The following is a 15,582-nucleotide window of genomic DNA, read 5'->3' as shown; positions in this document are numbered from 1 at the left end:
AAACCAGTGCAACAGCCGAGGTGAAAGGTGGCGAAACGTCCATTGAAGTTTATCGACAACCTGCGTTTAAGCGGGCATGAAGGATTGTGGCAACTGGCGATCGAACAGGGGCGCATCGCGCATCTGGTGCCGCAGCCGGAAGGCCAGGAGTGGCGCAGCGACGCGTTGGATGCGCAGGGCGGGTTGGCACTGCCGGCGTTCGTCGAACCGCATATTCACCTGGATACCACGCAAACCGCCGGCCAGCCGGCCTGGAACCAGTCCGGCACGCTGTTCGAGGGCATTGAGCGCTGGGCCGAACGCAAAGCGTTGCTGACCCATGAAGACGTCAAACAGCGCGCCTGGCAAACGCTCAAGTGGCAGATCGCCAATGGCGTGCAGTATGTGCGCACCCACGTCGACGTTTCCGATCCCACACTGACCGCGCTGCGTGCCATGCTGGAGGTGAAACGGGAGGTGGCGCCCTGGGTGACGCTGCAGATCGTCGCCTTCCCGCAGGAGGGGATCCTTTCCTATCCCAACGGCGAAGCGCTGCTTGAGGAGGCGCTGCGGCTGGGGGCCGACGTGGTGGGCGCCATTCCGCACTTCGAATTCACCCGCGAATACGGCGTGGAGTCGCTGCATAAGGCGTTCGCGCTGGCGCAAAAATACGATCGGCTGGTGGACGTGCACTGCGATGAAATCGACGACGAGCAATCGCGCTTCGTCGAGACCGTGGCGGCGCTGGCGCTGAAGCTGGAGATGGGCGAGAAAGTCACCGCCAGCCACACCACGGCGATGCACTCTTACAACGGCGCTTACGCCTCGCGGCTGTTCCGCCTGCTGAAAATGTCCGGCATCAACTTCGTCGCCAACCCGCTGGTGAACATTCACCTGCAGGGGCGTTTCGACAGCTACCCGAAACGGCGCGGCGTGACGCGGGTGAAGGAGATGCTGGAGGCAGAGATCAACGTCTGCTTCGGCCATGACGACGTGTTCGATCCCTGGTACCCGCTCGGCACCGCCAACATGCTGCAGGTGCTGCATATGGGGCTGCACGTGTGCCAGCTGATGGGCTATGGCCAGATCGACGATGGGCTGAAGCTGATCACCCACCATAGCGCGCGTACCCTTAACCTGAGCGACTACGGCCTGGCGGCCGGCAACAGCGCCAACCTGGTGATCCTGCCGGCGGAAAGCGGCTTCGACGCGGTGCGCCGCCAGACGCCGGTGCGTTATTCGATTCGCCAGGGGGCGGTGATCGCTGAAACGCGGCCGGCGGAAACCACGCTGCATTTGCAGCAGGATGAGACGGTGGATTTTCGGCGCTAAGGCGCAAAAAAAGGGCGCCTTGCGGGCGCCCTTGGTACATTTAATAAAAAGAAATCAGTGCGTCACGTGGCCGTGGCTGCGGTGTTTGGTCACAAAGCCCAGCAGCAGACACATCACGAACACCGCCAGGTACAGGCCGTTGGCGGTGGTCAGCGCCGCGTGCGCGCCGCCTTTCGCCACGATCGGGCCGGTGACCACGAAGGTCAGCATGGTGCCGATGGTGCCGCAGGTCAGGATAAAGTTGACCAGCTTCGGCGAGGAGACCTTGGTCTGCAGCGAGCCGAGGGTGATCAGCGTGGTGTAGATGGCGCTGGAAACGAAGCCCAAGGCCATGATGTAGTAGCCCAGGTGCTCCGGGTTGTCGGTGCTAACGAACAGGTACATCGCGCCGGTAGCCAGTGCGGCCAGTACGGTAACGATGCGCTGCAGATCGAAGAAGCGCAGGATGAAGCTGAACACCCACATGCCGACCATGTAAGAGGTCCAGAAGTCGCTCACCAGCTTACCGGCCTGGCCGATGTCCATGTTGAACGACTTGGTGGCGTACTCAGGCACCCACTGAATGAAGCCCAACTGGCCGAGGATGTAGCACAGCGCGGCGATCGACAGGAACAACACACCGATGCCCCATTTTTCTTTCTCGACCGGCTGACCGGCGTCGGCGCCTTTTTTGCCCAGCACCGGGAATTCGGAGCACAGGGTCAGCACGAAGATCCCCACGTACAGCAGGCCGATGCAGGCATAAACCCAGTACCAGCCGATATGGCGGGCCAGCAGCATCGCGGCGACGATCGGGAAGATCATCCCGGCCATGCTGAAGAAAGAGTCGGTGAACAATAGGCGCGAACCGCGCTGGCGGCCGGCATACATGTGGGTGATCAGGAAGGTGCCGATCGACATGGTGATACCGCTAACCACGCCGAGGATAAACATGCACAGCGAGAACATGGTCAGGCTCTTGCCGAGCATCAGCCCTGCGACCGCCAGCACCATCAGGACAAAGCCGAAGATCAGCTGACGCTTCAGCGGGATGATTTCCATCAGCCAAGCATTGAGGAAGATCGAAATCAAAATACCGGCGTTGAGGAAAGTAAAGGTGTTACTCATGCTGGAAACCGGCAGATTAAAGTACTCTGCAATGTTTCCCATCACCATCCCTGTGACGATCACTAAAGCACCGGTCAGCGCGTACGAAAAGAAGCTGATCCAGGTAAGCCGTATGCGGTTACTGTCATTCATTGTATAGGCCTGAATATGTCTGTTAGAGGTTTTAACGCTGGCATAAGGCCGCTGGCTTTTCCTGGCAAACGCAGAAAAAAGTCCCGATCAGGCCACCAGGGGGCGGATCCTAGCACAGACAACGGGATTTTTTGTGATGGCTGTCGATTTTTTGATGCAACCTATGAAGGGGTGATACGTATTATTGTGATCTATTTGCGTACCGTCACAATGGAATCACGGTTGACGATCGTCGGCTCAAACCGGTGCGCCGGGGTGGTGGGATCGATCAGCCTGCGCGCCGCGTATTGGGCCATCTCGCTGATGGGAAAATGTACGCTGCTCAACGCCGGGCGCACGAAAGGCGCGCGTTCGCCGCTGTCGTAGCAGATCAAGGAGATATCCTGCGGTACCCGTAGGCGGTGCTCGTTGATCGCCAGCAGGGCGCCGATCGCCATCTCTTCGTTGCAGCAGTAGATGGCGCTGGGCCGCGCGGCTTGCTGCAGCAGCCGATCGGCGCAGCGGTAACCGCTTTCCAGATCGTAGACGCCCTCCAGGCAGGCCACCGGTTCGATATTCGCCGCCTGCATCGCCTCTTCAAATCCCTGCAGCCGCAGGCGACTCGACGGGCGCTCACGCGGGCCGCTGATACAGGCGATGCGCCGGTGCCCGGCATCGAGCAGCTGCTGCGTCGCCATGCGGCTGGCCAGCGGGTGATCGAAGGTGACGCAGCGGGCTTCCAGCCCCGGTACCAGACGATCGAGCAACACGAAATCACGTTGTTCCGCCGCCAATTGGCGCAGCCGATCGTCGCTGAGAAAACGCACGTGCAGGATCACGCCGTCGCAGCGCAGGCTAAATAGCCGCTGCACCGCCTGCCATTCGTTTTCTGCGCTGTTGCGGCCCTGGGTCACCAGCAGCTGTTTGCCGTGGGATTCGGCCTCGGTCTGCACGAAGTCCATCAGCGCGCCGAAGAAGCCGCCGCGGTACGACGTGGTGACCAGCCCGAGGGTATTGCTGTGGCTGGAGGCGAGCGCGCGGGCCGCCGGGTTGGGGGTATAACCGAGCTGGGCGACGGCGCGTTCAACCTTCTCGCGGGTCGGTGCCTTGACGTTGCTGTCGCCGTTCACCACACGCGATACGGTGGCGCGCGAAACGCCCGCCAGCGCTGCGACATCTTCCAGTGTCACCATCGTCCCACTCCTGAATTACGGCTAAAAAAATGGGTTCGGCGCGCCGAACCCCTGTCTGGCTGCGTATAGCCGCTTACCTGAACTGCGGCAAATACGGCGCGTTTATCGTCAACACCTCGTCCAGCAGCGGCTGCGCCAGGTTAGCGTTGCCCACTAACGGGTTGGCGATCAGCGCCAGCAACCCGCTGCGGCGATCGCCGTGCACCGCGGCTTCGATGGTCAGACGTTCGTAGGCTTTCACCTGCTGCGTCAGGGCCTGCATCGGCTCCGGCAGCGGGCCAAAGGTCAGCGGGTGCGCGCCCTGAGCATCGACGATACAGTTGATTTCTATCACAGCATCGTCCGGCAGGCCATGGATTGCGCCGCGGTTTGCGGTGTTGACCACTAATTGCGTGCCGAGATTATTATGGATAGCACGAATCAGCTCCAGCGCAACTTCGGAATAGAAAGAACCGCCGCGGAAGCTGAGCTGCTCCGGTTTCGTGTTTAGCTGCGGATCGGCATACAGCTCGAACAGCTCTTTCTCCACCTGCATCACCTGCTCGGCGCGGGTGCCGCGCTCGCCGGCGGCGGCCATCTCTTCCGCCAGCATCTCGCGGGTCTGGTAAAAATAGCGGTGGTAGGGGCAGGGGATCGCGCCGAGCGCACGCAGGAAGTCCGGCTGCCAGGGCTCTTCCTTGATGTTGTTCATGGTCAGCGCCGCGCCGTCACACAGCATGTCGATCACCTTGGCGGTGACGTCGCGCCCCAGGTGCGTGACCTGATGCACCCAGACCATGTGGTTCAGGCCGGCGAACTGCAGCTGCACATCGGCGTAAGGCGCCTGCAGCATGTTGACGATCATGTGATGCATGCTGATCGGCACATTGCACAGGCCGATGATCTTCGCTTTGGTAAAGCGAGACACCGCCTCGGTGACGATACCGGCCGGGTTGGTGAAGTTGATGATCCAGGCGTCCGGCGCCAGCTTTTCCACTCGGCGAGCGATATCCAGCATCACCGGGATGGTGCGCAGCGCCTTGGCGAAGCCGCCGACGCCGGTGGTTTCCTGGCCGAGCAGCTGGTATTTCAGGCCCAGCCGTTCATCGGCGGCGCGCGCCGGCAGTTGCCCGACGCGGAACTGGGTCAGCACGAAAGCGGCGCCGCGAATGGCGTCGTCCAGCGCGAAATGCACGCTGACCTTCACCTGCTCCAGCCCGTGGCGCGCCAGCATGCGGCGGGTCAAGGCGGCGATGGTTTCCACTTTTTGCCGGCCCGGTTCGACGTCCACCAGCGCCAGTTCGGTGACCGGCAGCTCCTCGATGCGTTGGATCAGTCCATCAACCAGTTCGGGGGTGTAGCTGCTGCCGCCGCCGATCACGGCGATTTTAAGCGTGCTCATGGGCGGCCCTCCGTCTGCGACTGACGGCGATAGAGCTCGATCATGTCGTCGGCCAGATCCTGGATCACCATGGCGTTCATCAGATGATCCTGCGCATGCACGGTGATCAGGTTGATCGCCAGCTTGCCGCAGCCTTCGTCCAGGCCGATCAGCTCGGTCTGGATCAGGTGTGCTTTCTTCACCCATTCTTTGGATTCGACCATGTGCTTGGCCGCGGCGGCGAAGTCGCCGGCACGCGCTTGCCGCAGCGCCATCAACGCATTGCTGCGCGCGCTGCCGGAGAACACCAGCAGTTCCATGATGGTGCTTTCAAACTCGGGGCTGACTTCAGTCATCAATTCACTCACGTCATTTCTCCAGGGGTTGCGCGGCGACGCCGCCGTGGGATGCTTCAGTATCCGTTCTTTTTATAATGAGAGCGCTCTCATTTAAATAGAGTAACGACAATGCGTGTGCAAACTGGGAGGCAGATCGCAAAAACCGACCCAGGGTGGCGCGGGGCAAAAAATGCGTGATGCGGTTGGCAAAAAAGCCTTCTGCGCCCATACTTTCCGCAGCAAAATTCAGGGCCGCCTAGGATATGTCCCGTAATTGGGTAAATATAGGTAAATGGCTGGCACTTGCCGATACAGCTCTTTAGAATCAAAGCGCTTTTCCGTTGTTTGTCTCTCAGAGAAAGGACCCGTTAATGTTCAAACGTACTTTAGTGACCTTCGTCGCGCTGTGTTCCCTGTCCGCAGTGGCGCCAGCCGCACTCGCCGCCGGTGAGACCCACGTCATGCTGACGACCTCGGCGGGGAATATCGAGTTGGCGCTCGACAGCCAGAAGGCACCGGTTTCCAGCCAGAACTTCGTCGACTACGTGAACAGCGGGTACTACAACAACACCATCTTCCACCGCGTGATCCCGGGCTTTATGATCCAGGGCGGCGGTTTCACCGCTGACATGCAGCAAAAATCCACCAAGGCGCCGATCAAGAACGAAGCCGACAACGGCTTGCGCAACCTGCGCGGCACCATCTCGATGGCGCGTACCGCCGACAAGGACAGCGCCACCAGCCAGTTCTTCCTGAACGTGGCGGATAACGCCTTCCTGGATCACGGCCAGCGTGACTTCGGCTACGCGGTGTTCGGCAAAGTGGTGAAAGGCATGGACGTGGTGGACAAAATTGCCCAGGTGCCGACCGGCAACGTCGGCCCTTACCAGAATGTGCCGACCAAACCGGTGGTGATTCTGTCGGCCAAGGTACTGCCGTAAGTTTTTTGGCCGATCCCGCCGGGGTCGGCCGCTCCTTCCTCCCGAAGCCTTGCCTTCATCACTGTTTTCTCCTGCGCCCCATGCTCTAATCGGCAGACAATAATCAGACCGGAAATCCGGCGTTCGCCCTTTGTTGTCTCTGGATGAGTTGCTGCCATGTATGAATTTAACCAGGTGCTGTTGCTGCTGCAGCAGATGTGCGTCTATCTCGTTATCGCCTATCTGCTGAGCAAAACCCCGCTGTTCATCCCGCTGATGCAGGTGACCATTCGCCTGCCGCACAAGCTGCTGTGCTACGTGATCTTCTCGGTGTTCTGCATCATGGGCACCTATTTCGGGCTGCACATTCAGGATTCGATCGCCAACACCCGTGCGATAGGTGCGGTCCTGGGCGGTCTGCTGGGCGGGCCGTCGGTGGGCTTTCTGGTCGGGCTGACCGGCGGCCTGCACCGGTATACGCTCGGCGGCATGACCGACGTGGCCTGCGCGATCTCCACGGTGTCGGAAGGCCTGGTCGGCGGCATCGTACACAGCATCGCCATGCGCCGGGGGCGCATCGAGCTGCTGTTCAATCCGCTGTTCGTCGGCGGCGTGGCGTTGGTGGCGGAAGTGCTGCAGATGGCGATCATCCTGGCGGTGGCGCGCCCCTACGATGAAGCGTTGCAGCTGGTGGAGCATATCGCGCTGCCGATGATGATCGCCAATACCGTCGGCGCGGCGATGTTCATGCAAATCCTGCTGGATAGGCGCGCGATGTTCGAAAAATACACCAGCGCCTTCTCTTCCAAGGCGCTGAAGATCGCCGAGCGCACCGAGGGTATCCTGCGGCAGGGCTTCGATCAGGAGAACAGCATGAAGGTTGCACGGGTGATCTATCAGGAGCTGGGCATCGGCGCGGTGGCGATCACCGATCGCGACAAGCTGCTGGCGTTTATCGGCATCGGCGACGATCACCACCTGCCGGGCACGCCGATCGCCTCGGTGCATTCGCATCGCGCCATCGACAACAACGAGGTGGTGTACGCCGACGGCAATCAGCTCTCTTACTGCTGCTCGATCAATCCGGCCTGCAAGTTGGGATCGACGCTGGTGATCCCGCTGCGCGGCGAAAACCAGCGGGTGATCGGCACCATCAAGCTGTACGAGCCGAAAAGCCAGCTATTCAGCACCATCAACCGTACGCTGGGCGAAGGCATCGCCAGCCTGCTGTCGGCGCAGATCATGGCCGGACAGTACGAACGCCACAAGCAGCTGCTGGCGCAGTCGGAGATCAAGCTGCTGCATGCGCAGGTCAATCCGCATTTCCTGTTCAATGCCTTGAATACCCTGGTGGCGGTGATCCGCCGCGATGGCGAGCGCGCCTGCGATCTGGTGCAGTCCCTCTCGACCTTCTTTCGTAAAAACCTCAAACGCTCGGATGACGAAGTCAGCCTGGCGGACGAGATTGAACACGTGAACGCCTACCTGCAGATCGAGAAAGCGCGCTTCGCCGATCGGCTGGAGATCGCGGTATCGCTGCCGGAGGCGCTGTTGGCGGTGCGGCTGCCGGCGTTCTCGCTGCAGCCAATCGTCGAAAACGCCATCAAGCATGGCACCTCGCATCTGTTGGGCGTGGGCCGCATCGAAATCGGCGCCTGCTGCGAAGGCGAGCATCTGCTGCTGCAGGTGACGGACAACGCCGGGCTGTTCCAGCCGAAACCGAACTGCAGCGGGCTGGGGATGAATCTGGTGGATAAACGCATTCGCGTGCGCTACGGCGAAGGCTATGGTGTGCAGGTGGATTGCCGGCCGGACGCCTACACCCGCATTACGCTCAATGTCCCCATGGAGAGGGCCGCCTGATGTTAAACGCACTGATTGTTGACGATGAACCTTCCGCGCGCGACAACCTGCGCCATCTGCTGGAGGCCGAGGCGGAGATCGCGATTATCGGCGAATGCGCCAACGCCATCGAAGCCATCAGCCAGATCCACCGGCTGCAGCCGGACGTGGTGTTTCTCGATATCCAGATGCCGCGCATCAGCGGGCTGGAAATGGTCGGCATGCTGGATCCCAACCGCATGCCGCACATCGTGTTTCTGACCGCCTACGACGAATACGCGGTGCAGGCGTTCGAGGAGCACGCCTTCGATTATCTGCTGAAGCCGGCGGAGCCGAAGCGGCTGAGCAAGACGCTGCAACGCCTGCGGCAGCGCAGTGCGCCGCAGGACGTGACGGCGCTGGATGAGAGCGCCGGTTACCTGAAATACATTCCCTGCACCGGCCACAGCCGCATCTATCTGCTGCGGTTCGACGAAGTGCTGGCGATCCGTTCCAAGCTGAGCGGGGTCTTCGTGGTGCGCAGCGACGGCATGGAGTGTTTCACCGAGCTGACGCTGCGCACGCTGGAAAGCCGTACCCCGCTGGTGCGCTGCCATCGGCAGTATCTGGTCAACCTGGAGCAGGTGCGCGAGATCCGCTTCGAAGAGGGCGGCGCGGCGGAGATGATCATGTCGGCCGGCGATCCGGTGCCGGTCAGCCGGCGCTATTTGAAGGCGCTGAAGGAACAACTGGGGCTGCGGGGGTGACGCAGGTCTTAGGGGGATTCTGAAAAGACAGGCATCATGGGCGTCCCGACGGCGCCCTTTTTGTTTGTCCTTGACGGGGTTACGCGGCGCTTATAGCTTTATTGCATCCACAGGCGCGTTTCGCGCCGCGTCAGCGTCAAAGGAACAGAAAATGAGTGAACCACGGATTATCGCCAAGGCGATGAAAGACGGAAAACCGGAGCAGGATCTGGTGATTTTGCCGGCGTTGGCCAACCGCCACGGGCTGATCACTGGGGCAACCGGCACCGGCAAGACGGTGACGCTGCAGAAAATGGCCGAACAGTTCTCGCGCATCGGCGTACCGGTGTTCTTGTCGGACGTGAAGGGCGATCTGTCCGGCATCGGCGCCGAGGGCGTGCCTTCCGAGAAACTGCAGGCGCGCCTGGCGACGATCGGCATCACCGACTGGCAGCCGCAGGCTTGCACCATTATCCCGTGGGATATTTACGGCGAAAAGGGCCATCCGATCCGCGCCACGATTTCCGATCTCGGGCCGCTGCTGCTGGGGCGCCTGTTGGATCTGAATGAGGTGCAAAGCGGCGTGCTGCAGCTGGTGTTCAAGATCGCCGATGACAACGCGCTGCTGTTGCTGGACATGAAGGACCTGCGCGCCATGGTGCAGTTCGTCGGCGACAACGCCAAACAATTCCAGACCCAGTACGGCAATATCTCTGCCGCGTCGATCGGCGCCATCCAGCGCGGGTTGCTGACGCTGGAAGAGCAGGGCGCCAACCAGTTCTTCGGCGAGCCGATGCTGGACATCAACGATCTGATGAAAACCGACGCCAATGGTCACGGCGTGATCAACCTACTGGCGGCGGATAAGCTGATCAATCAGCCGAAGCTGTATTCGGTGTTCCTGCTGTGGCTGCTGGCCGAGCTGTTTGAGCACCTGCCGGAAGTGGGCGACCCTGAACAGCCGAAGCTGGTGTTCTTCTTCGATGAGGCCCACCTGCTGTTCAACGATGCGCCGGCGGCGCTGTTGACCAAGATCGAACAGGTGGTGCGTCTGATCCGCTCCAAAGGCGTCGGCATTTACTTCGTCACCCAGAACCCGCTCGACATCCCGGACAGCGTACTTGGCCAGTTGGGCAACCGCGTGCAGCATGCGCTGCGTGCGTTTACCCCGCGCGATCAGAAGGCGGTGAAGACGGCGGCGCAAACCCTGCGCGCCAATCCGGCCTTCGATGCCGAAACGGCGATCACCGAGCTGGGCGTGGGCGAAGCGCTGGTGTCATTCCTCGACGAGAAGGGCCGGCCGAACGTGGTGGAGCGGGCGATGGTGATCGCGCCGGAATCCAAAATGGGCATGCTCGGTGCGGAAGGGCTGAACAGCGCGATCAACAAGTCGCCGCTGTATGGCCGCTATGAGGATATGATCGACCGCGAGTCCGCCTACGAGAAGCTGTCGTCGGGGGGCTTTGCCACCCTCGGCACCCCGCAGCAGGGGCAGCAACCGCAGGCGCAACAGCAACAACAGCAGGCGGGCGGCGGCCTGATGGACGGCTTGAACGAGTTGTTGTTCGGTTCCACTGGCCCGCGCGGCGGCAAGCGCGACGGCATCGTCCAGACCGCCGCCAAGAGCATGGCGCGCGATCTCGGCCGCCAGATCCTGCGCGGCGTGCTGGGTTCGATCACCGGCGGCCGTAAAAAGTAAGCGGAAATTATCGTCGGCAGCGGCGGGTTAAATCAGTACACTGTGGCGGCATTTTTCTCTGTCGGACCTAACATGCTGCTGCTGATCGATAACTACGACTCCTTTACCTATAACCTTTACCAGTACTTCTGCGAATTGGGCGCCGAGGTGCTGGTGAAGCGCAACGATGAGCTGCAGCTGGCCGATATCGAGCGGCTGGCGCCGCAGCATCTGGTGATTTCCCCTGGCCCCTGTACCCCGAATGAAGCGGGCATCTCACTGGCCGCCATTCGTCATTTCGCCGGCAAGCTGCCGATCCTCGGCGTGTGCCTGGGGCACCAGGCGCTGGGGCAGGCGTTCGGCGCCGAGGTGGTGCGCGCCCGCGCGGTGATGCACGGCAAAACCTCGGCGATTCGTCACCTGGGCGTCGGCGTGTTTCGCGGCTTGAGCGATCCGCTGACCGTGACCCGCTATCACTCGCTGGTGCTGAAAGCCGATACGCTGCCGGGCTGCTTTGAAGTGACCGCCTGGAGCGAACGCGACGGCGTGCGCGACGAGATCATGGGCATCCGCCACCGCACTTTGGCGTTGGAAGGCGTGCAGTTCCATCCGGAAAGCGTGCTCAGCGAGCAGGGCCATCAACTGCTGGATAATTTCCTCAAGCGTTAACTCCGGTGCGTTTTTTTCGCCCGTCAGGCGTTTTGCATTTGCGCTTGATTGGTTTTTTATGCATATTTCGTGATTATGTTTTCAATCTGATATTACGATAGCGCTGAAAAACTTTCAGGGTGGAGCCGAAAATGACTGAAAAATCCGCAGTGAGCCGCAGCACCTTTGACCAGGTGATCCTGCCTGTTTATGCACCCGCCCAGTTTGTGCCGGTGCGCGGCAAAGGCAGCCGGGTCTGGGATCAGCAGGGAAAAGAGTACATCGATTTTTCCGGCGGCATCGCGGTGACGGCGCTGGGACACTGCCACCCGGCGCTGGTCGAGGCGCTCAAACGCCAGGGCGAGACTTTGTGGCATACCAGCAACGTCTTCACCAATGAACCGGCGCTGCGCTTGGCAAGCAAACTGATCGACGCCACCTTTGCCGACCGGGTGTTCTTCGCCAACTCCGGCGCAGAGGCCAACGAGGCGGCGTTCAAACTGGCGCGCCATTACGCCATCACCCGCCACAGTCCGTACAAAACCAAAATCATCGCCTTCTATAACGCGTTCCACGGCCGCACGCTGTTCACCGTGTCGGTGGGCGGGCAGGCCAAATACTCTGACGGGTTCGGGCCGAAGCCGGCCGACATCGTGCACGTGCCGTTCAACGATTTGGCGGCGGTGAAGGCGGTGATGGACGATCATACCTGCGCGGTGGTGATGGAGCCGATTCAGGGTGAGGGCGGTATTACGCCGGTCGACGCCGGCTTCCTCAAAGGCGTGCGCGAGCTTTGCGATCAACATCAGGCGCTGCTGGTGTTCGACGAAGTGCAAAGCGGCATGGGGCGCAGCGGCAAACTGTTCGCCTATATGCATTATGGCGTGACGCCGGACATTCTCACCACCGCCAAGGCGCTGGGCGGCGGTTTCCCGGTCAGCGCCATGCTGACAACCGAAGAAATTGCGTCGGTGATGCAGGTGGGCACCCACGGCACCACCTACGGCGGCAACCCGCTGGCCTGCGCGGTGGCGGAGGCGGCGCTGGACGTGATCAATACGCCGGAGGTGCTGAGCGGCATCGAGCAGCGTCATGCGCTGTATGTGCAGGCTTTGCAGCATATCGGTGATAAATACGGTATTTTCACCGCGATTCGCGGCATGGGGTTACTGATTGGCGCCGAGCTGACGCCGCATTATCACGGCAGAGCGCGCGACTTCCTCACCGCCGCCGCCGCGCGTGGGTTGATGATCCTCAACGCCGGGCCGAACGTGATCCGTTTCGCGCCGTCGCTGGTGGTGGAGCTGCAGGATATCGAGGCCGGCATGGCGCTGTTCGAGCTGGCGGTGCAGGATGTGATCAACGCCTGAAGCCCGCGCGGCATATAACGGGGCGCGGCATGCCGCGCCCTTATTGATCGCGCAGTTTGCGCTTGAGCCAAATGCCGTGGTGCGGGCGCTGGCGCCAGGCCAGCGACGAAATGGTGTGCATCACGCTCAGGTGCGACAAAATGCGCCGCAGGTGGCGCTCCATCTCGGTGACGGGCATGTCCGGATGCAGATCCGGCGGCTGCATGATGCCGCTGTTGCCGCTGCTCGGGCCGTCGTATTCCAACCGCTGCTGGCAGCTTTGCAGCGCGATTTCACAGGTTTGCAGATACGCTTCCGCCAGTTTCGGCGTCAGCATGTAGTGCTCGCGCGCCAGAATGGTCATGGCGTTCAGGTGTTCGACGATGAACTGGCTGTGAGTGACCCACAGCCGCATGTCCGCCAGATAGTTCGACGCGAACCCCGGCTCCTGCATCGCCTGATTGAGCGAGGTGAACAGCGCGTTGTGCGCCTGGTTAACCTGCATGCGAGTATAGGCCAACGCGGTGGCGTCCGGTTCCGGTTGCTTCAGCATCAGCCGCAGCGCGGCTTGATCGTTCTCCAGCGCCTGATGGGCATTCTTGCGCAGCAGCCCGCTTTGCCACTGCGGCCACAGCCAAATGGTGCCGCCGAACGCCAGCACGCAGCCGATCAGCGTATCGATCAGGCGCGGCACCAGAAAATGCGAGCCGTTCAGCGCCAGCAGCTGCAGGGTGTAAACCGCCGTGACCGTAAAGCCAATCACCGACAGCCCGTAGTTCTTGCGCGAAACCAGGTAGGCCAGCAGCGTGATCACCAACATGATGCTCAGCGTTTCGCCTTCCGGCAACTGCAGCTGCAGCAGCCCGGCCGCCAGCAATAGCCCGGCAATCGTGCCCAGCGCACGGTGCTGAATGCGCACCCGGGTGGCGTTATACCCGTTTTGGCTTACCAGCATGATGGTGAGCAGGATCCAGTAAGGCTTCGGCAGGTTAAACACCGCGCCCAGACTGCTGCCGATCGCCAGCGTCACGCCCAGCCGTGCGGCGTTGCGCAGGGCGGTGGATTTGAACGACAGGTAGCTGGCCAGCGCCGGCCAAAACGGCAGGCGGTGTTGGCCGGGCATCAGATCGCGGCGGTACAACGGATGCTGGGTACGCAGCAGGCGGGCGATGCGGCTGAAGTGGTAATAACAAAACTGGCCGACCGGGTTATCGGGATGCTGCGCCGCCATTTTTTCCAGCGCCGCCAGCTCGTGGGTCATGGAGAAGCGCTTCGAATGTTGATGGTAGAGAATATCGTGCGCCACCACGCGCAGCCGGCCGGCGATCACCTGAGCATTGCGGCGAATGATCGCTTCGGCCTGGCTCTGCTCCACCAGCTTTTGCACCTCTTCCGGCAGATGCAGGCTGACGGTGATGTGCTCCTGCAGATCCATCGCCACCTGAAAGGCGCGCTGCAGGCGCTTTTGCTCGAGGTTGTTGGCGTGCGGCAGGAAATTAAGCTGTTGGTACAAAAGGCTGATCAGATCCATCACCTTTTGCTGGCGCACCAGCAGCGGCGGCAGCGCGGTTTGCGGATCAATATGCTGGGTCAGCAGCGAGTATTTGGCTTCGAAATAGTCCGCCAGTTCCAGGTAGAGCTGGCTGAGCGTCTCGCGCATCGGCTGCTCTTTCCACAGCTTGAACCAGAACCAAGTGAATAAGCCGTACCAGGCGGTGCCGATGGCGTACAGCAGCGGCGCCTGCCAGAGAGGCACCGTACCGGCCGTGCTGAGGGCGAAGATGGCGGCCACCAGCGCCGCCGGCAACAGCCGGGCGTGCAGCGGGCTGATTTCACCGGTGACGCCGAGCAGCAGTGCCAGGCCCAGCATCAGCGCCGGCAGCGGCACGTGCCACAACATGGCCTGTTGCAGCAGCACGCTGCTGAAGGCGAACAGCGAACCGCCGACGATCAGACGTTTAAAGAAGCGCTTATGCGGTGTGTCCAGACCGGCGATATTGCAGCAGGCGGGCACCAGAGAGAACATCAGGCCGAGCTGTAGCTGGCCTATCAGCAGGCCGAACAGCACCGGCAGGCACAACACCAGCGTTTGTCGCAGTGCGTAGTTGATTTCCGGGTGGTAGATCAGGCGGCGCCACATGGCAGAAAGCAGACAAAAAAACGGCGCAGATTGCGCCGTTTCTTCAGGGATTAACGGGTGCCGTAGACGACAATGGTTTTGCCGTGGGCGGAAATCAGGTTTTGATCTTCCAGCATTTTCAGAATACGGCCAACGGTTTCACGCGAGCAGCCGACGATCTGGCCGATCTCCTGACGGGTGATCTTGATCTGCATGCCGTCCGGGTGAGTCATGGCGTCGGGTTGCTTCGCCAGATTCAGCAGGGTTTGCGCGATGCGGCCGGTCACGTCCAGGAAGGCGAGGTTGCCCACTTTTTCGGAAGTGACCTGCAGGCGGCTTGCCATTTGGGCGGACAGACGCATCAGGATGTCCGGGTTCACCTGGATCAGCTGACGGAATTTCTTGTAGGAAATTTCGGCCACTTCACAGGCGGTTTTCGCGCGAACCCAGGCGCTGCGCTCCTGGCCTTCTTCGAACAATCCGAGCTCGCCGATGAAATCCCCCTGGTTGAGGTAGGACAGGATCATCTCTTTACCTTCTTCATCCTTGATCAGCACCGCGACGGAGCCTTTCACGATGTAGTAAAGCGTTTCGGCCTTTTCACCTTGGTGAATCAGCGTACTCTTCGATGGATATTTGTGGATATGGCAATGAGACAGGAACCATTCGAGAGTAGGGTCTGTTTGCGGTTTGCCGAGAACCATTCGCTGTTATCCTCTGTTGTTATCGCTGCCTTGTGTCACAGGGGTCAGAGTTCCCTGTAAAACCCGCCTGTAGCCGCAGTCATGAGCGAGGGCTACCGGCAAGTTTTGAGGCGTGTCATAAAAATACGCTGTCGCTCTAGCATATTAACTTGCCGTAAGCGCTGCAAGCTACATTCT

General features: G+C 60.9%; 13 protein-coding genes. 7 read left to right on the top strand and 6 right to left on the bottom strand.

The annotated features are described in order from the left end of the window. Window positions 1-42 precede the first annotated feature (42 nt). On the top strand, window positions 43-1,311 hold the full coding sequence (locus tag C9411_RS22525; protein ID WP_369919485.1) for a cytosine deaminase: 1,269 nt from the start codon (window positions 43-45) through the stop codon (window positions 1,309-1,311). Between the two features lie 54 nt (window positions 1,312-1,365). Here C9411_RS22525 and tsgA read toward each other — a convergent pair whose 3' ends face one another. From tsgA to C9411_RS22505, 4 genes are all read right to left on the bottom strand, one after another. Then, a complete protein-coding gene (tsgA, locus tag C9411_RS22520) occupies window positions 1,366-2,550 on the bottom strand; it encodes an MFS transporter TsgA (RefSeq protein WP_033636290.1) in 1,185 nt (394 codons plus the stop codon). A 191-nt stretch (window positions 2,551-2,741) separates the two neighbouring features. Beyond that, window positions 2,742-3,722: a LacI family DNA-binding transcriptional regulator gene (locus C9411_RS22515; protein ID WP_063991682.1), complete on the bottom strand. Its 981-nt coding sequence runs from the start codon at window positions 3,720-3,722 to the stop codon at window positions 2,742-2,744. A gap of 73 nt (window positions 3,723-3,795) precedes the next feature. After that, a complete protein-coding gene (locus C9411_RS22510; RefSeq protein ID WP_107227961.1) occupies window positions 3,796-5,103 on the bottom strand; it encodes a 6-phospho-beta-glucosidase in 1,308 nt (435 codons plus the stop codon). Then, window positions 5,100-5,438, bottom strand: coding sequence for a PTS lactose/cellobiose transporter subunit IIA (locus tag C9411_RS22505; RefSeq protein WP_060660177.1), 339 nt, complete (start codon window positions 5,436-5,438; stop codon window positions 5,100-5,102). The genes C9411_RS22510 and C9411_RS22505 overlap by 4 nt, the downstream gene beginning before the upstream one ends. Before the next feature lie 353 nt (window positions 5,439-5,791). Between C9411_RS22505 and ppiA the strand changes: the two genes are divergently transcribed. The 6 genes from ppiA to C9411_RS22470 all read left to right on the top strand — a co-directional run bounded on the left by ppiA (window position 5,792) and on the right by C9411_RS22470 (window position 12,603). Further along, on the top strand, window positions 5,792-6,361 hold the full coding sequence (ppiA, locus tag C9411_RS22495; RefSeq protein ID WP_107227960.1) for a peptidylprolyl isomerase A: 570 nt from the start codon (window positions 5,792-5,794) through the stop codon (window positions 6,359-6,361). 156 nt (window positions 6,362-6,517) lie between these two features. Further along, window positions 6,518-8,203, top strand: a complete 1,686-nt coding sequence (locus C9411_RS22490) for a sensor histidine kinase (RefSeq protein ID WP_033636285.1) — start codon at window positions 6,518-6,520, stop codon at window positions 8,201-8,203. Next, on the top strand, window positions 8,203-8,928 hold the full coding sequence (gene btsR, locus C9411_RS22485; RefSeq protein ID WP_107227959.1) for a two-component system response regulator BtsR: 726 nt from the start codon (window positions 8,203-8,205) through the stop codon (window positions 8,926-8,928). The genes C9411_RS22490 and btsR overlap by 1 nt, the downstream gene beginning before the upstream one ends. 151 nt (window positions 8,929-9,079) lie before the next feature. Beyond that, window positions 9,080-10,606: a helicase HerA-like domain-containing protein gene (locus C9411_RS22480; protein WP_063991678.1), complete on the top strand. Its 1,527-nt coding sequence runs from the start codon at window positions 9,080-9,082 to the stop codon at window positions 10,604-10,606. Between the two features lie 72 nt (window positions 10,607-10,678). Then, window positions 10,679-11,254, top strand: coding sequence for an aminodeoxychorismate synthase component II (locus C9411_RS22475; RefSeq protein WP_063991677.1), 576 nt, complete (start codon window positions 10,679-10,681; stop codon window positions 11,252-11,254). Between the two features lie 131 nt (window positions 11,255-11,385). Beyond that, window positions 11,386-12,603: an aspartate aminotransferase family protein gene (locus C9411_RS22470; RefSeq protein ID WP_107227958.1), complete on the top strand. Its 1,218-nt coding sequence runs from the start codon at window positions 11,386-11,388 to the stop codon at window positions 12,601-12,603. Between the two features lie 40 nt (window positions 12,604-12,643). On the opposite strand, the gene C9411_RS22465 is transcribed toward C9411_RS22470, so the two are convergent. Together C9411_RS22465 and crp are read right to left on the bottom strand one after the other, a co-directional pair. Then, window positions 12,644-14,722 carry a YccS/YhfK family putative transporter gene (locus C9411_RS22465; protein ID WP_107227957.1) on the bottom strand — a complete coding sequence of 693 codons (2,079 nt, stop codon included), beginning with the start codon at window positions 14,720-14,722 and terminating at the stop codon, window positions 12,644-12,646. Between the two features lie 50 nt (window positions 14,723-14,772). Further along, a complete protein-coding gene (gene crp / locus C9411_RS22460) occupies window positions 14,773-15,405 on the bottom strand; it encodes a cAMP-activated global transcriptional regulator CRP (RefSeq protein WP_004090925.1) in 633 nt (210 codons plus the stop codon). Window positions 15,406-15,582 lie beyond the last annotated feature (177 nt).

Origin of the sequence: Serratia sp. Nf2, from assembly GCF_003028435.1 — a bacterium.
GTDB lineage: Bacteria > Pseudomonadota > Gammaproteobacteria > Enterobacterales > Enterobacteriaceae > Serratia > Serratia marcescens_L.
Note: the sequence above shows the minus strand (reverse complement) of the source record. Positions and strands in the feature narration are given on the sequence as shown.